Origin of the sequence: Mesorhizobium sp. M0208, from assembly GCF_040322015.1 — a bacterium.
In the GTDB taxonomy this organism is placed as follows: Bacteria; Pseudomonadota; Alphaproteobacteria; order Rhizobiales; family Rhizobiaceae; genus Mesorhizobium.
Genome location: NZ_JAMYSP010000011.1, coordinates 60,334 through 75,728 on the forward strand (window position 1 = coordinate 60,334; position 15,395 = coordinate 75,728).

At 62.8% G+C, this 15,395-nt stretch carries 15 protein-coding genes and 1 pseudogene; 8 read left to right on the top strand and 8 right to left on the bottom strand.

The genetic code is table 11. The features are described from left to right. Window positions 1-10: 10 nt before the first annotated feature. Window positions 11-253 (top strand): DUF1127 domain-containing protein, encoded by a 243-nt coding sequence (locus NKJ17_RS13635; RefSeq protein ID WP_352688817.1) that lies wholly within the window; start codon window positions 11-13, stop codon window positions 251-253. Window positions 254-667: 414 nt separating this feature from the next. Here the strand turns inward: NKJ17_RS13635 and NKJ17_RS13640 are convergent, their stop codons facing one another. Continuing rightward, window positions 668-1,030 carry a VOC family protein gene (locus tag NKJ17_RS13640; protein ID WP_352508685.1) on the bottom strand — a complete coding sequence of 121 codons (363 nt, stop codon included), beginning with the start codon at window positions 1,028-1,030 and terminating at the stop codon, window positions 668-670. A 272-nt stretch (window positions 1,031-1,302) separates the two neighbouring features. Between NKJ17_RS13640 and NKJ17_RS13645 the strand changes: the two genes are divergently transcribed. Continuing rightward, window positions 1,303-2,073: a helix-turn-helix domain-containing protein gene (locus NKJ17_RS13645; RefSeq protein WP_352476745.1), complete on the top strand. Its 771-nt coding sequence runs from the start codon at window positions 1,303-1,305 to the stop codon at window positions 2,071-2,073. Window positions 2,074-2,180: 107 nt separating this feature from the next. On the opposite strand, the gene NKJ17_RS13650 is transcribed toward NKJ17_RS13645, so the two are convergent. The 5 genes and pseudogenes from NKJ17_RS13650 to ehuB form a co-directional block, all read right to left on the bottom strand. Beyond that, a complete protein-coding gene (locus NKJ17_RS13650; protein WP_352688820.1) occupies window positions 2,181-2,909 on the bottom strand; it encodes a GntR family transcriptional regulator in 729 nt (242 codons plus the stop codon). Next, entirely contained in the window at window positions 2,906-3,685 is a 780-nt protein-coding gene (ehuA, locus tag NKJ17_RS13655) for an ectoine/hydroxyectoine ABC transporter ATP-binding protein EhuA (RefSeq protein ID WP_302895675.1), read from the bottom strand. Before ehuA ends, NKJ17_RS13650 begins: the two co-directional genes overlap by 4 nt. Continuing rightward, complete coding sequence (ehuD, locus tag NKJ17_RS13660; protein ID WP_352688823.1) at window positions 3,682-4,341, bottom strand: ectoine/hydroxyectoine ABC transporter permease subunit EhuD; 660 nt, start codon at window positions 4,339-4,341, stop codon at window positions 3,682-3,684. Before ehuD ends, ehuA begins: the two co-directional genes overlap by 4 nt. After that, window positions 4,338-5,065: pseudogene (ehuC, locus tag NKJ17_RS13665) on the bottom strand (ectoine/hydroxyectoine ABC transporter permease subunit EhuC). Before ehuC ends, ehuD begins: the two are co-directional and overlap by 4 nt. Window positions 5,066-5,120: 55 nt before the next feature. Then, a complete protein-coding gene (gene ehuB / locus NKJ17_RS13670; protein ID WP_352688825.1) occupies window positions 5,121-5,990 on the bottom strand; it encodes an ectoine/hydroxyectoine ABC transporter substrate-binding protein EhuB in 870 nt (289 codons plus the stop codon). 235 nt (window positions 5,991-6,225) lie between these two features. On the opposite strand from ehuB, the gene NKJ17_RS13675 reads away from it, so the two are divergent. The 6 genes from NKJ17_RS13675 to NKJ17_RS13700 all read left to right on the top strand — a co-directional run bounded on the left by NKJ17_RS13675 (window position 6,226) and on the right by NKJ17_RS13700 (window position 13,669). Beyond that, a complete protein-coding gene (locus NKJ17_RS13675; RefSeq protein WP_502906548.1) occupies window positions 6,226-7,422 on the top strand; it encodes a M24 family metallopeptidase in 1,197 nt (398 codons plus the stop codon). A 74-nt stretch (window positions 7,423-7,496) separates the two neighbouring features. Next, complete coding sequence (locus tag NKJ17_RS13680; protein ID WP_352688831.1) at window positions 7,497-8,645, top strand: M24 family metallopeptidase; 1,149 nt, start codon at window positions 7,497-7,499, stop codon at window positions 8,643-8,645. Between the two features lie 10 nt (window positions 8,646-8,655). After that, a complete protein-coding gene (locus tag NKJ17_RS13685) occupies window positions 8,656-9,912 on the top strand; it encodes a sarcosine oxidase subunit beta family protein (protein ID WP_352508679.1) in 1,257 nt (418 codons plus the stop codon). 13 nt (window positions 9,913-9,925) lie between these two features. Next, window positions 9,926-10,222: a sarcosine oxidase subunit delta gene (locus tag NKJ17_RS13690; protein WP_502900920.1), complete on the top strand. Its 297-nt coding sequence runs from the start codon at window positions 9,926-9,928 to the stop codon at window positions 10,220-10,222. Further along, a complete protein-coding gene (locus tag NKJ17_RS13695; protein WP_352508678.1) occupies window positions 10,219-13,173 on the top strand; it encodes a sarcosine oxidase subunit alpha family protein in 2,955 nt (984 codons plus the stop codon). Before NKJ17_RS13690 ends, NKJ17_RS13695 begins: the two co-directional genes overlap by 4 nt. Further along, entirely contained in the window at window positions 13,166-13,669 is a 504-nt protein-coding gene (locus NKJ17_RS13700; RefSeq protein ID WP_352688834.1) for a sarcosine oxidase subunit gamma family protein, read from the top strand. The genes NKJ17_RS13695 and NKJ17_RS13700 overlap by 8 nt, the downstream gene beginning before the upstream one ends. Window positions 13,670-13,713: 44 nt before the next feature. Here NKJ17_RS13700 and NKJ17_RS13705 read toward each other — a convergent pair whose 3' ends face one another. Both NKJ17_RS13705 and NKJ17_RS13710 read right to left on the bottom strand, forming a co-directional pair. Continuing rightward, window positions 13,714-14,589, bottom strand: coding sequence for an aldose 1-epimerase (locus NKJ17_RS13705; protein WP_352688837.1), 876 nt, complete (start codon window positions 14,587-14,589; stop codon window positions 13,714-13,716). Then, window positions 14,589-15,395, bottom strand: coding sequence for a FadR/GntR family transcriptional regulator (locus NKJ17_RS13710; protein WP_352688840.1), 807 nt, complete (start codon window positions 15,393-15,395; stop codon window positions 14,589-14,591). The genes NKJ17_RS13705 and NKJ17_RS13710 overlap by 1 nt, the downstream gene beginning before the upstream one ends.

Below are 15,395 nucleotides of genomic sequence, written 5' to 3' on the forward strand. Positions count from 1 at the left end.
GGAGGTTGCCATGAACGATATTCCCACCTTTGCCTCGGCCCCGCTTGGGGCAACGCGGCCGGCGGAAGCATCGCCTCGGCGCTACAGCCTGGCGACGCTGCGAAGCATTATCGCGGCCTGGCGCGAGCCGACACGCTTTCGCTGGGATCTCAAGCGATTGGCGCAGACCAATCCCCATCTGATCGACGATATCGGTCTGACGAGGCGACAGGCCGAGGAAGAGATCGCCAAGCTGCCCTTCTGGCAGCAATAGGCGGATGCTGCAACAACACCGGATCACCAACGACCAGCGGCTGATTGCAGATGAAGACGAAGCCGCCGCCCCGAAATGATGATCACAGGCTAGTGGTCGCGGCGACAATCAACCCGCCCAAGACGGCAACATTGGTGAAGCCGGTACGAAGCGCTTCGCGTTCATCGCCGCTGTAGGCCAGAAGTTGAGCGCCATGAACGACGCCGTAATGGTGAATACGGCCAAGGCCGCGGCGGGAAAGGGTCCACCAAGGCCGTTGCGAGGCAAACGATCCGGCCGCGAGAAGAGGCTTGGGAGCAGGAAGCCCCGCCCGGCCAGGGACGCTGCAATCGCCCGGAATCTGAGGACATGCTCGGCGCCCTCCCAAATCAAGACGCCGCCGAGCAAAACCAACCCGAGGTGGGAGGAACGCGATCATTCATTGCTGCCATCTTCGGTGTAAACCGCTAGCTCGTAACCGTCCGGGTCCGCGAAATGAAAGCGCCGGCCATCGGGGAACCCATAAATCGGCCTGACGATCTTGCCTCCCGCTTCCTCGACACGCTTGACCGTTCCCGGCAGGTCATCGGCATAGAGAATGACGAGCGGGCCTCCTCCGGACCTCGCTGGGCCAGCAGCAAAGCCACCTGACAAGCGCCCGTCGTTGAACTCGCAATATTGCGGGCCGTAGTCGGTGAAGGTCCAGCCGAACGCCTTTCCGTAGAAGTCGCGTGACCGCTGAATGTCTTTCACGTTGAATTCGACGTAGTCGATCCGTTGGTCGTTTTTGTTGCTCATGACGCATACCTCTCATGTGATGTACGACGCCGAAAGATAAGCACGCATCTCGCTTGCCTTATTGAACAGAACGGCCATTGACGTATGAGCCGCACACGGCGCTGCCGATGGCGATGCACGTGGCATCGCCCTCCACCTGCCCTCTTCGTTCCGGCCGGAAGAAAACAACCGATTCTTGCAACCGTTCTCGATTGGAAGACGTTGTCTCGAGCGACGGCCGGGCGCAGCCGCTGCGCCGTAGGTTCACCGCCGCTAATCCGAAGGGGAGCGAGATGAGCGATCCCGTCCCAGCGCAGGCAACGGGTTCATTTCAGCAACGTCCAGCGTCGGCGCGGCTTCGCGGGAGCTTTGCTTCGGTGTGGGTGCATCGAATGGACCCGGCGGGCTCACCGCCAATCGTCATCATGCCCGACACGACGATCGATTTGCAATGGATCGGAGGCAGCTTCCGAATTGCCGGCCCTGACAAGGAACCGCAGACCGAGGTTCTAGCGGCGGACGAGGTCGTGATCGGCTTGCGCTTCCATCCTGCCGCGGCGGCGGCATGGCTCGGCGTGCCGCAAATCGAGCTGGTCGGCAAGAGGCTGTCGCTCGACGATTTGTGGGGGGCGCGAGCCCGCCGCCTCGCCAGCCGCGTGCGCCCCAGCGACAGTCTCGAGGATCTGGCCTGCTCTCTCCAACAGGTCGTCGCCGAGGAGGTGCCCGCGCCCGCGACCGACGTTCCCATGCAGGCGGCATATCGTTTGATCGAGCGCGGGCCGCCACCCGACGCGCCGCTCGTCCCTTGGTTGATGCGCGCGCTCGAGATGAGCGAAAGGACGTTGCGCCGGCGCTTCGACACGAGCTTCGGCTATGGCCCCAAGACGCTTGACCGTATCCTCCGCTACCAGCGCTTTCTGCGGCTTTCGAGCCGCTCCAGCAGCTCCACCGCCATGCTGGCGGCCGAAGCGGGCTATTCCGACCAGGCGCATCTTGTCCGCGAGAGCCGCCGCCTGACGGGAAACACCCCGCGACAGATTCATCATCTGCTGCACTGCCAGTGAATTCTCGGCGCGTTCTTCGACCAGAGGAGACTGCTATGAAACCGCACATTCGGTTTTGACTATCGCTGTCGCCGACCTTGGCGGCCAGCACAACCCCGAGGGGCTGACTATGTTGCTCCATCCAGATTGGCCTCGCCTGCATGACGCATCATGCGGCGAAAGCTCATTGAGATATGCGCCCGCCTTATGTGCCCTATGGACTCCCAGTCACCGATCTCGGCGGCGGCAAGGACCTCTTCCATTTCGCGGCGGAACGCGGTGAACTCCTCGACAAGGCCCAATTGCGGCATCATCTTCAGGACGACGCGCGCGACCTGAAAATACAGGCGCTCGCTGATCTCGCGCAGCGGCTGGTTGCCGGTCATCGCCGTGAGCTCGTAGAAAAAATCCATGTTGAGGCGCAGGAAAGCGCGCTGGTCGGGATTGAGTATATCGGCATCGCAACGCGCGATGAGCGCCCGTATCCGGTCGAGATCGTCCGCCGTGCGCGGGATCGGCGAAAGCTTGCCGACGAGGAGCGCCAGCTCCAGGCGCAAATGATAGACCTGCTGCAATTCCTCGATATCGACATCGGTGACGATCGTGCCGACGCCGTGGACGGATTGAACCAGACCCTCGGATTCGAGACGCGCCAGGACACGCCGGACCGGCGTGCGGCTGATCTGGAATTCCTGGGCAAGTTCTTCCTCGGACAGATGGCTTCCCGGCGCATAATCGAGCAGGCAGATGCGGTCACGCAGTATCCGGTAAATGCGTTCAAATCGCTCCCGGGCCGAGAGCGGACGTGGCGGCGTGGCGGTCACGGCTGTGGGCGTGGCATCTGTCTCAAGCGTCATCCAGCCTCCAGGACAGCGTGCAGGAACTGCCGTGTCCGCTCGTTCTTGGGGGTGCCGAACAACTCGCCTGGCGGCCCTTGCTCGCAGATCTTGCCCGCGTGGAAAAAGCAGACACGATCGGAGAATTCCTTGGCAAATCCCATCTGGTGGGTGACCATCAGCATGGTGAGGTCATGCTCCCTACCAAGTTTTCGGATGACTTCAAGCACTTCGCCGACGAGTTCGGGGTCCAGGGCCGAGGTCACCTCGTCGAACAGCATGATCTTGGGCCGCATGGCGCAAGCGCGTGCGATGGCGACACGCTGCTGCTGACCACCGGAGAGCTGCGAGGGATAGTGGTCCTTCTTATCCGATAAGCCGACCATGTCGAGCAGTTCGGCGGCACGCGCCTCCGCATCGGCCCGCTTCATGCCGAGCACGGTTATCGGTGCCTCGATGCAGTTCTGCATCGCCGTCATGTGCGGGAACAGGTTGAACGACTGGAACACCATGCCGATCTTGGCGCGGATCTTGCGGATGTGGGCGAGATCGGCGGGAACAAGTTTGCCGTTCCTCTCCATATGGGTCAGCGGCTCGCCTTCAACCCAGATGACACCGTCATTGATCGTCTCCAGCGTCATCAGCATGCGCAGCACCGTCGTCTTGCCGGAGCCGGACGGGCCGATGATGGAGACCTTTTCGCCGCGTGCTATTTCCAGATTAAGCCCGTCGAGAACGGTTAACGTGCCGTAGCGTTTCGATACATTGTCGAAGCGAACCATCGGTTGTTCCGTCATCGCATGGTCCTCCGGTTGAGCAGGCCTTCGAGGGAGCGAATGAGCGCAGCAGAAACCAGGCTCATGGCAAGGAAGAACAGACCGACCAGCGTCATCGGCTCGGTGTAGCGGAAGGTTTCGGAGCCAATGATCTTGGCCGTCTGCATCAGCTCCAGCACGGCGATTGCGGACAGCAATGGCGTCTCCTTGAACAAGGCAACCAGATAGTTGCCGAGCGCCGGAACGATCGGCGGAATCGCCTGCGGAATGATGATGTCGCGGAACGTTGTCCAGGCCGAAAGATTAAGTGCGATCGAGGCTTCCCACTGGCCGCGAGGGATGTTGTCGAAACCGGCGCGATAGACCTCGGAGCAATAGGCGGCATAGTGGATGCCGATGGCCAGCACCCCGGCGGTGAAGGCGTCGAGCACGACACCGAATTTCGGAAAGACGAAATAGAGAAAGAATATCTGGATAAGCAGCGGGGTCGAACGGATCAGTTCGACCAGCACCGAAATTGTCCAGCCGGTCCACGGCACGGCGATACGGACGACGGCCAGCACCAGGCCAAACGAGGCGGCAAGTGCAAAGCCGATCAGCGTCGCCTCGATGGAGACGATGGCCGCGCGGGCGAGCACCGGCAGGATTTCAAAAGCAAATGCCCAGTCCCAGATCATGCTGCCTTCCCTCGCGCCAGTCCGATCGATGCCCGCCTTTCGAGAAGCCGCATGCCGATGGTGAGAACCAGCGACATTGCCAGGTACATCAAAAGGACAGTGTGAAGATCGGAATGGTCTTGAACGTATTCTGGTTCATTTGCTGCGCCTTGAAGGCGAGGTCGGAAAGCGTGATCAGCGACACCAGCGCTGTCGATTTCAGAAGCTCGATGAACAGGTTGCCCCAGGGCGGGATCATCGCCACAAAGGCCTGCGGCAGGATGATCCGGCGCAACATCTGTGGCCGGCTCATGTTCAATGCCGTACATGCCTCCCACTGGCCGCGAGCGACCGAAAGGATCGCACCACGCACGACCTCCGACCCGTAGGCACCGACGTTCAGGCCGAGTGCCAGGACTGCCACCACGAAAGCGTTGATCGTGACGCCGAATTGCGGCAGCACGAAAAACAGCCAGAACAATTGTACCAATGCCGACGTTCCGCGGAAGATCTCGACATAGACCGTGGCCAGCCATCTGAGCGGCGTCGGGCCATACATCCGTGCAAGTGCTGCAAGCACGCCCATGACGATTGCGAGCAGGCTGCCGAGGACGGCGATCTCGATTGTCAGGACCGCGCCTTGCAGCAGCCCCGGCATGAACACTCGATAGCTTTCCTGTGTTGCCAAGGCGCCGATCACGACGAGCGCGATGACCAGCATGGCAACGAGCGTACGGATACCCATGCGATTCCCCCGGAGAAAAAAGGGCGGCGCTTTCGCGCCGCCAGCAGTTGGGAACCTACTTGCCCGCGCAAAGCTCCGCGGTGGTCTTGTTGGGGAGGTAGTCCTTGCCGAAGCCGAGCGGCTCGACCAGCGCAATATGCTCCGGCGAACCGATGAACTTCTTCAGCTCGGCGTTGAACGCCTGCTGCAGGTCGGTGTCCTCCTTGCGGAAGCCGAAGCCGCCATGACCTTTCACCGATTTGCCGGCAACCTCGCCGAAGGGCTTGGTCGATTCGACGCCGTCGGCTTTCTTGGCCATATCGGCGATCGAAAGAGCGGTCAGCGCAGCAGCGTCGGCGCGGCCCGACTGGACGGCCGCGACCAGGCTGGACTGGTCGGGCAAGGAGACAATCTGCCCACTGGCGACGCCCGCTTCCTTGGCGAAGCCGCCTTCGACGGCGCCGGCCATCACGGCAAGCTTGAGATCCGGATTGTCCTTGATGCTGGAAAAATCCTTGATGCCTTTCGGATTGCCTTTTGCCACCAGCATAGCCTCGCCGATGCCGTAGGACGGCTCGGAGTAGTTGATCTCGGCGCAGCGCTTCGGAGTGATGAACATGCCGGCGGCGATGATGTCGAAGCGGCCGGCCTTGAGACCTGGAATGAGCGAGCCGAATTCGGTCAAAACACCGTCGACCTGCGGTATGCCCATCTTGGCGAGCACCGCCTTGGCGACTTCCGGCGCCTCGCCGGTCAGCTTGCCGTCTGGCGTGGCGTAACCGAACGGCGCCTCGTTGGCGAAACCGACGCGGATGTAGCCGTCCTTCTTGGCCCGTTCGAGGGTGGTTTCCGCGTTAGCGGATAGCGACGTCAATGACGTCGCGGCGAGCGCGATGCAGGCAGCCGCTTTCACGACCATGCGGCGCGATATCGATGAATTGAGCATGCTTTTCTCCCATTGGACAACGGTGGATGGTTCCCAGGGCGCAGCCTTCTTCGAGGTCGACGCCTGCTTGATAAGACGTATACAACTGCCCTAGACATTTCGCAAGCAGAGATATAGAAACCATGACAATTCGGCGATAATTCGTAGTTAGCCAACAAATTGACGTCGAGTTGTGCACAATTTGGCCTGTTTGCCCATGTTGATCAAAGGGCAAGCGGCGTACCTGGAAGGCAGGATTTCGGTGGCGACTGCGAACGGGTTCGGGACATTCACGCAAGCGGAGTATGGGCAGCGCCTCGCCGGCGTGAAGACACGCATGCAAAAAGCCGGCTTCGATCTCATCGTCTGTCAGGATCCAGCCAACATGTGCTGGCTGACCGGCTATGACGGATGGTCGTTCTATGTTCCGCAGTGCGTCCTCGTCCATCTGGAGGAGGATCGGCCGATCTGGTTCGGCAGGGCGCAGGATGCCAAGAGCGCGCGCCTGACAACCGGCCTGCCGGAGACAAACATCGTGCCGTTCTCGGAGCGGCTGGTGCAGCAGCCCGTCGAACACCCCTATGACGAACTCGCCCGACTGATCCGGTCGCGCGGCTGGGAAAAGGCCCGTATCGGCGTCGAGATGGACGCGCATTATTACACTGCGCGCTGCCACGCCCACCTTGTCGAGGGACTGCCCGACGCGCACTTCGCCAACAACCACGATCTCGTCAACTGGGCGCGGCTGGTCAAATCCGAAGCCGAGCTGGTGCTGATCCGCGAGGCGAGTGCGATCTGCACGCATGCGATGAACCGCGCCATCGAGAAAATGCGGCCCGGTGTGCCTCAGAACCACGTCATTGCGGAAATCTATCACGCGCAGATCATGGGCGTGCCCGGATCAGGCGGCGACTATGCCGCGATCTGTCCGCTGATGCCCGTTGGCGAGGGCACTAGCACGCCGCATCTGACGTGGTCCGACGCGCCGCTGCCGGACAGCGGCCTCGCCATTCTGGAGATCGCCGGCGTGCGCCGCCGCTACCATGCGGCGCTGACCCGGACGGTACATTTCGGCAAGCCGCCGCGAGCCATCCTCGACATGGCCAAGGCGATCGTCGAGGGCGTCGACGCTGGCCTCGAGAAGGCGCGCCCCGGCAACACCGCCGAACAGGTGGAAGCCGCCTGGCAGGCAGTCCTGCGACGGAACGGGCTGAAGAAAGACAGCCGCGTCGGCTATCCGGTCGGGCTCGCATACCCGCCCGATTGGGGTGAACGCACCGCAAGCCTTCGTCCGGGCGATACTACCGAGATGCAGCCTGGGATGTGCTTCCATTTCATGGCCGGCGTCTGGCTCGACGATTTCGGCATCGCCATCTCGGAATCGTTCGTCGTCACGGAACGCGGCGGCGAACGCCTCTGCGATGTGGCGCGCGAACTCATCGTCATCGACTGACATGGGGGCCGGGAAACCGGCTGCCGAAAAGACCATGCCCGCCAGCAAGCCGGCAACAAGCATGAGGACGCCCGATGGATCGCAATCCTTTTTCCGAAGCCGAAATCGCAGGCCGCCTGGCAAAGGTCCGTACTGCACTGATTGAGCGTGAGCTCGACGCGGCGGTGTTTGCCTCGCCGGAGAACGTCTTCTATCTCACCGGGCTTGATCACTGGGGGTATTTTGCCCCTCACCTGCTGATTGTCCCGCTCCGGGAAAAACCTGTTCTGGTCACCCGCTCGATGGAGAAGGTGACAATCGAGAAGCAGGTGAAGGCAGCGGAATTCCGTGGCCATTCCGACAGCGAAACGGCGGCCGACCTTGCCGCGCGGGTGCTGGTAGAGCTCGGCCTATCCGGCAAGCGGATCGGCCTCGAATACTGGACAGCCGGCCTTAGCCATGGACTTGCCGTGGCACTCCAGATGCAAGCCGATGCAAAGTGGAGCGATGTCTCCGGTCTGATCGACAAAATGCGGCGGGTGAAAAGCGCCGAAGAACAGGCGCTGATGCGGCGGGCGGCACAAGTGACGGACGCCGCCGCCGGTGCCGCGATCGCGGCGATCTCCGATGGCGCTTCCGAACAGGAGGTCGCCGCCCAATGTGTTGCGGCAATGATCCGCGCCGGCGGTCATGCGCCGGGCTTCGGACCGTTCATCCGCCCGGCCGCGCGCCTGGGTGAAGAGCACACGACCTGGGGCGACGGGATCTACCGCAAGGGCGAGCCCGTCTTTGTCGAACTGTCCGGGTGCATCTCGCGCTACCACGCCCCGCTCGGCCGGCTCGTTCGCATAGGCCACATCAGCGATGAAGACGCCACAATGGCGGAGGTGACCGCCAAGGCGTTCAACGCGGTCGTCGAGGCGCTACGGCCGGGCGCCAAGGCGCGCGATGTCTACGCCGCCTGGCAGGCCGTCGCCGACGAGGCCGGTCTTTCCCACTATCGCCGCCATCACTGCGGTTACCTTGTCGGCGCCGGCCAGCCGCCGTCATGGACCGGCGGCAATTCGGTGACCGGCTTGAGGCACGATTCCGACCTCGAGATCCAAACCGGGATGAGCTTCCACATCCTGTCGTGGCTGATGGGCACTGGTCGCGGCAATGACTTCGTCTCCAACACGGTGCTGTTGACCGATGCGGGCGCCGAAGTGCTTACCCGCACGCCGGCCGGCCCGATCATTCGATAGGCCTGCACACATGGCGCGCTACTCGGCATTTTCGGTTTTCCGCAACGCGCTGTCAGGCCAGAAGAACTGGCAGCGAGCCTGGCGGGCCGCGGAGCCAAAATCGTCCTATGACGTGATCGTTATTGGCGGCGGCGGACACGGCCTCGCCACCGCCTTCTACCTCGCCGAGAACCACGGCATCCGTGACGTCGCGGTGCTCGAAAAGGGTTATGTCGGCGGCGGCAATGTCGGCCGCAACACCACCGTCATCCGCTCCAACTACCTGCTCGACGGCAACACCCAGTTCTACGAATTCTCGATGAAGCTTTGGGAGGACATGTCTCAGGCGCTGAATTTCAACGTGATGTTCTCCCAGCGCGGTCAACTCGTCACAGCGCATTCGGCCGATCAGCTCGACGGTTTCAGCCACCGCGCCAACGTCATGCGGCTGAACGGCATCGACGCCGACATCGTCGGCCGCGAAGACGTGCGCCGGCTGGTGCCCTATCTCGATTTTTCCGACACCGCCCGCTTCCCGATCCATGGCGCCATCTTTCAGGGCCGCGCGGGCACGGCACGCCACGACGCCGTCGCCTGGGGCTATGCGCGTGCCGCCGACAGCCATGGCGTCGACATCATCCAGAACTGCGATGTGACAGGCTTTGTCCGTGACGGCGACAGGATCGTCGGCGTCGAAACGACGAAAGGCCGGATCGGCGCCGGCAAGGTCGGCCTCGCGGTTGCTGGCCACACGTCCGTGCTCGGCGCCAAGACTGGGCTTGAATTGCCGATCGAAAGCCATGTGCTGCAAGCTTTCGTAACCGAGCCGCTGAAGCCGCTGGTAGATCACGTCGTCGCCTATGGCGCCGACCATTTCTACGTCAGCCAGTCGGACAAGGGGGGGTTGGTCTTCGGCGGCAATCTCGACGGCTATAATTCCTATGCCCAGCGCGGCAATCTCGGCGTCGTGCGCGAAGTGGCGGAGGCCGCGATCGCATTGATGCCGTGCATTTCGCGCGTCCGTCTGCTTCGCCATTGGGGCGGCCTCATGGACATGACCCCCGATGCCAGCCCGATCATCTGCCCGACGCCGATCGAGGGTCTCTATCTCAACGGCGGCTGGTGCTATGGCGGCTTCAAGGCGACGCCGGCTTCCGGCTGGTGCTTCGCCCACACGATTGCCACCGGCAAGCCGCATCCCTTGATCGCGGCCTACGGGCTCGATCGTTTCCGCACCGGCCACACGCTCGATGAGGCCGGCGCCGGCCCTTCCGCCTGGCTGCAATAGGAGGCAGGACAAAATGCTGCGCATCGAATGCCCCTGCTGCGGCCCGCGCGATCATGACGAGTTCCGCTATGGCGGCGATGCCTCGGTCAAGCGTCCGGCCCATGACGATCCCGATCCGGAGGCCTGGTACCGCTACGTCTATATCAGGACAAACCCGGCCGGCCCGCACCGTGAATTCTGGCAGCACGTGACCGGTTGCCGCCAATGGCTGGTGGTCGAACGCGACACCCGCAACCATGCCATCGCAGCCGTCGACTTCGCTAGAAAATTGCGGGCCAGGAAATCAACTCTCAGGAAGTCACCGGCATGAGTTCAAACCGCAAACGGCTGTCGGTGGGTGCCCGCATCATTCGCGAGCAGCCGGTCGAGTTTACCTTCGACGGCCGCAAGCTGGCTGGATATCGCGGCGACACACTTGCCTCCGCGCTGCTCGCCAATGGCGTCACGCTGGTCGGGCGCAGCTTCAAATATCATCGCCCGCGCGGCATTTTTTCCGCCGGACCCGAAGAGCCGAATGCGCTGGTTACGCTCGGGACCGCCGGGAGGCGCGAGCCGAACCTGCCGGCGACCACACTGGAACTCGCCGACGGTATGGTCGTGGAGAGTCAGAACCGCTGGCCATCGCTTGCCTTCGACATGCAAAGCGTCAACGGGCTGTTGGCACCGTTTCTGTCCGCCGGCTTCTACTACAAGACCTTCATGGGCCCGACGCGCCGCGCCTGGATGTTCTACGAGCACTTTATCCGCAAGGCTGCCGGTCTGGGCAGAGCCGGCACCGGCGTGGATCCCGACCACTACGAGGTTCGTCATGCCTTCGCCGATGTCGCCATCGTCGGCGGCGGCCCGGCGGGATTGTCGGCGGCGCGGGCGGCCGCCGCGGCCGGCGCGCGGGTCGCGCTGATCGAGCAGGATTTCCTGCTTGGCGGCCAGCTTCTGGCGGAACCGTCCGACAGCGCAGCGGCCGCATGGCTGAGGCAGGCCGAGGCCGAGTTGGAGGGCTTCGAAACCATCACGCTTATGAAGCGGACGACCGCTTTCGGCAGCTATGACGGCAATGTCCTTGGACTGGTCGAACAGCGCGATCCAACCAATCCGCAGCCGAATGGCGAGACACGGCAAACGGTCACTATGTTGCGCATCCGCTCGATCGTTTTCGCCACCGGCGCCATCGAGCGGCCGATGGTGTTCTCGAACAACGACCGGCCCGGCGTCATGCTTGCCTCGGCCGCCCGGACCTATCTCAACCGTTTCGCCGTCCTGCCGGGCAAGAAAATCGTCGTCGCTACCACCAATGACGGTGCCTGGCGCACCGCCTTCGACTATGCCGCAGCCGGCGCGGAGGTGACGATTGCCGATCTGCGCCCCGTCCCGCCCGCAGCACTTGCCGCAGAAGCCGCACGGCTCGGCGTGGTGGTGCGGGCCGCAACGCGCATCGTCGACCTGCATGGCGGCCATGCCGTCAGGCGCGTAACGCTCAATGGTCCGGAGGGACAATCTTCGGCCGCCTGCGACTTGGTCTGCATCTCCGGCGGCTGGTCGCCAACCGTGCATCTCACCTCACACCTCGGTGTCAAACCTGTGTATCGCGACGACATTGACGGCTTCGTGCCGGGCATCTTTTCAGCCAGCCAGTTCGGCGCCGGTGCAATGATAGGAGCCTATGCGACAGTCGCTGCCATCGAGGACGGCCATCGCGCCGGCATCGAAGCGGCAGCCTCCTGCGGCAAGTCGGCACCAGTGTCCGCTCCATCGAAACTCGATCTCGGTGAGACCGGCTCGAGCGTCCTTCGCGAAGCCCTGCCCGCTGGACGTGCAAAGGCCTTCGTCGATTTCCAGATGGACGTGACAACCGGGGATATCGAGCTCGCCCATCGCGAGGGCTATGAATCGGTCGAGCACCTGAAGCGCTACACTACGCTCGGTATGGGCACCGACCAAGGCAAGACCAGCAATTTTCCCGCACTTGCCGCGATGGCAGCGCTGCGCAACGCAACGATTCCTGAGACCGGCACCACGACCTTCCGCCCGCCCTATACGCCGGTTGCCATCGGCGCGCTTGCCGGGCGCGCCATCGGCCATCATTTCAAGCCGATCCGCCGCACGCCGATGCATGACTGGCACATGGCGAACGGCGCCGAGATGCTCGAGGTCGGGCTCTGGATGCGGCCCTATTTCTACCGGCAGTCGGGACGTGACGTGAACGACGCGTATGTCGCCGAAATGCGGAATGTGCGCCAGGCCGCGGGGCTGATGGACATCTCCACGCTCGGCAAGATCGATGTCCGGGGCCCGGATGCGGCAATCTTCCTCGATCGCATCTACGCCAACGGCTTTGCCAAACTGGCGGTAGGCCGCGCCCGCTACGGCATCATGCTGCGCGACGACGGTATCGTCTTCGACGACGGCACCACGACGCGGCTGGCGGAAAACCGGTTCTTCATGACGACCTCGACCGCCAAGGCCGCGGATGTGCTGTCGCGTCTCGAATTCCTGCTCGACACGGCCTGGCCGGATTTGCGTGTGGCCGTCACCTCGGTCAGCGATGAATGGGCGGCAATGTCGGTTGCCGGGCCTAACAGCCGCGCAATCCTCGGTGCCGCTTTTCCTGCCCTTGACGTTTCCGATGAGGCACTTCCGCACATGGGACTACTCGAAAGCGAGTGGGAGGGCCGTGGGCTCCGCATCTTGCGTCTCAGTTATTCCGGCGAGCGCGCTTACGAAATCTATGTCGGCGCCACTGCCGGTGAACAGCTCTGGAGCTGTCTGCTCGAAGCCGGCAGACTGCTCGAGCTGAAGCCCTACGGCGTGGAGGCGCTTGGCGCGCTGCGGGTCGAAAAGGGCCATGTCGCCGGACCTGAGATCGACGGGCGCACGACGCTCGACGATCTCGGCCTCGGCCGCATGGCCGGCAAGCGCAGCGGCTTCGTCGGCGACGTCCTGCGACGGCGCCCTGCCCTCCAGGCCCCCAACCGACAGCGCCTGGTCGGACTGGAATGCATTGAGGACGGAAAACGCCTGCGCGGCGGCGCCATCCTGTTCCTGCCGGATGAGAAACCCCATGGCCATGGGCGCGGTCGCGTCACCTCCGTCACTTTCAGCCCCGAACGCGGCCATTATGTCGGGCTGGCCCTGCTTGCCGGTGATGTCGCGGCAGAAGGAAGCGAGGTCGTAGCGGTTTATCCGATGAAGGCCGAAACGGTTCGCGCCCGCGTTGTCTCGCCGGTATTCGTCGATCCACAAGGAGAACGGCTGCATGACTAGCTTGACCTCTTCTCGGGATTTCAGCCTGTCCGTGGCAGATTGTCCGCTTATCCAGATCGAGGGCTGGGACGCGACATTGACGCAATTCGAAAAGAGCGTCTCGGCGCCGCTGGGCAAGAGACTTCCCGCTTCGGTCGGAGAGACGGTTCGCCACAAGGGGCTTCTAATTATCCGCGTTGCACCTCGCCGCCTCTGGCTGGCTCTCGACGAAGGCACGCAACCGCCTGCCCTCGTCGTCGACCCCGATCTCGGCTGTTCCGTTCCCCTCGGGGAAGGTCGTGTTCGTTTGAAAATGGCTGGCCCTGATATCGCAAGTCTTCTGTCCGGCTGCATTGCCGTCGACTGGCACGCGCCGGCCGCCGCTCCGGGCCGCGCCGTGCTGACATCCTTCCATCACGTGTCCGTGCTCTTCCTGCGCACCGGGCAGACCGCGTGTGAACTTATCGTGCCGCGAAGTTTTGCCCGCAGCCTCTCGGATTGGATCGCCGACGGCTAGCCCTGGCCGAGATCCGCCAATTCGAGGGCGCAGCTGAGGTCCGCCTAAGTGACGGCAAAGCTGCAACGGGCTACCAGGCCCTCGCCAGGCGCAAGCACCGACAGTCCATTCCATTTGTCGATCGAACCACGATTGTGGGCATCGACAGCATGACTGACCGGTTCAAAACAGAAGAAGTCGCTCTCGTCCGATAGCGAATAGACCAGGTAGAAATTCAAGGGCGATGAAGCTTCAATCCGCAGGCTGCAACTGTGCTCCGGCCACGATATGGTGGCGACGCCGCTCCAACCGGCAAACAGATTGTTTATCCATCCACTCGGCAATACGACTGGGGCGCCGAAATCCCAATCGGCATGGGTTTTGACATCCACAAATCGTTCGGGGAGATGGCTGGGCAGTTCGAGACAAACCTGCGAGGCCAGCGCATGAAGCGCGGTTCGTGCCGTTCTCGGGAACCACGGATGGATGCCAAGCCCGAACGGCAATCTGATCGATGCCTGATTGACGATGCGAAGCTTCAACTCGAGCCCCTGTCCGGCCAGCGCGTAGCTCACCTCGGCGCGATATCGGTATGGGCCGGGCCCGTTGCTGATGAGGGACAGCTTCGCGTTGTCCTGCGCTGCGCTGTCGACGTCCCACTCGCTGGAAAATCCGTTGCCGTGGATGGGAAATGGCTCGCCTGCAACATTGGCAGGCAGTTCGTGGAATTTGGAGTCGAATGTGAACCCGCCGCCCGAGATGCGATTCGACCACGGCAAAAGCAGGTTGCAGGCAAGGTCGAACGGGTTGCTGCTCCCGCCATCCGGCCATGGCCGGAAGAGCGGCACGCGCCCATAGTCCAGTCTCGCAAGGCCTGCCCCAAGCGATGGGACAATTTCAGCGGACAGGTCTCCGCTTCTGATCTTGATCGTCCGGACCATCAGTTTCGGACGGTGTCGGCCTTGGCAGCGGCGATCGGCTGTTGACGGCGGCCTTTGCGAGCCACTGCAAGAAGGTCGTTCGACGCGATCCCGATGAGCGCCTTCATCTGATCGTGAGCGTCGTCGGCCCTGCGCATCCTAATTGCCTCCAGCACGTCGCCATGCGCGCTGAGCGTCTGCTGGTAATTGGCGGTGGCCGATGTGGTCAAGCGGAAGGAGAAGCTGAGAGCGGCCGCGAGCATATTGCCGAGATTGGCGAACACCGGGTTGCGGCTGGCACGAAGAATGGCGGTATGAAACCTGACGTCGGCATCGAGACACGCAGCGAGATCGTCCTGCGGAGCAATGCGCATGGCTTCATAGGCCGCTTCGATGACTGCGAGATCGCCTGACGTCGCCATCTTGGCCGCAAGTTGGGCGGCAGCGGGTTCAATGACCAGTCGCGCCTCGATCAATCCGCGGACGAAATCGAGGTCGGGCTCGATATCGCGCATCCATTCCAGAACCTGTGCATCCAGCCTGTTCCATTCGCTCGACGCGCGCACACGCGTCCCGGCCCGCTTGCGTGCCTCGATCAGTCCTTTCGCCGAAAGCGTCAGAAGAGCATCGCGAAGTGCAGTGCGGCTCGCCCCGTAGATGACGCAAAGTTCGGCTTCCGTTGGCAGCACGGAATGCTGCGCGTAGGAACCGGCGAGGATGCGCTGTCCTAGATCGCGTGCGATGCGATCCTTGAGCGATGACGTGGTGCCATCCGCGGCAGGAATGTCCTGCTTGCCCTGGCCAGTCGAAGCGATCGCCGCGTCCAT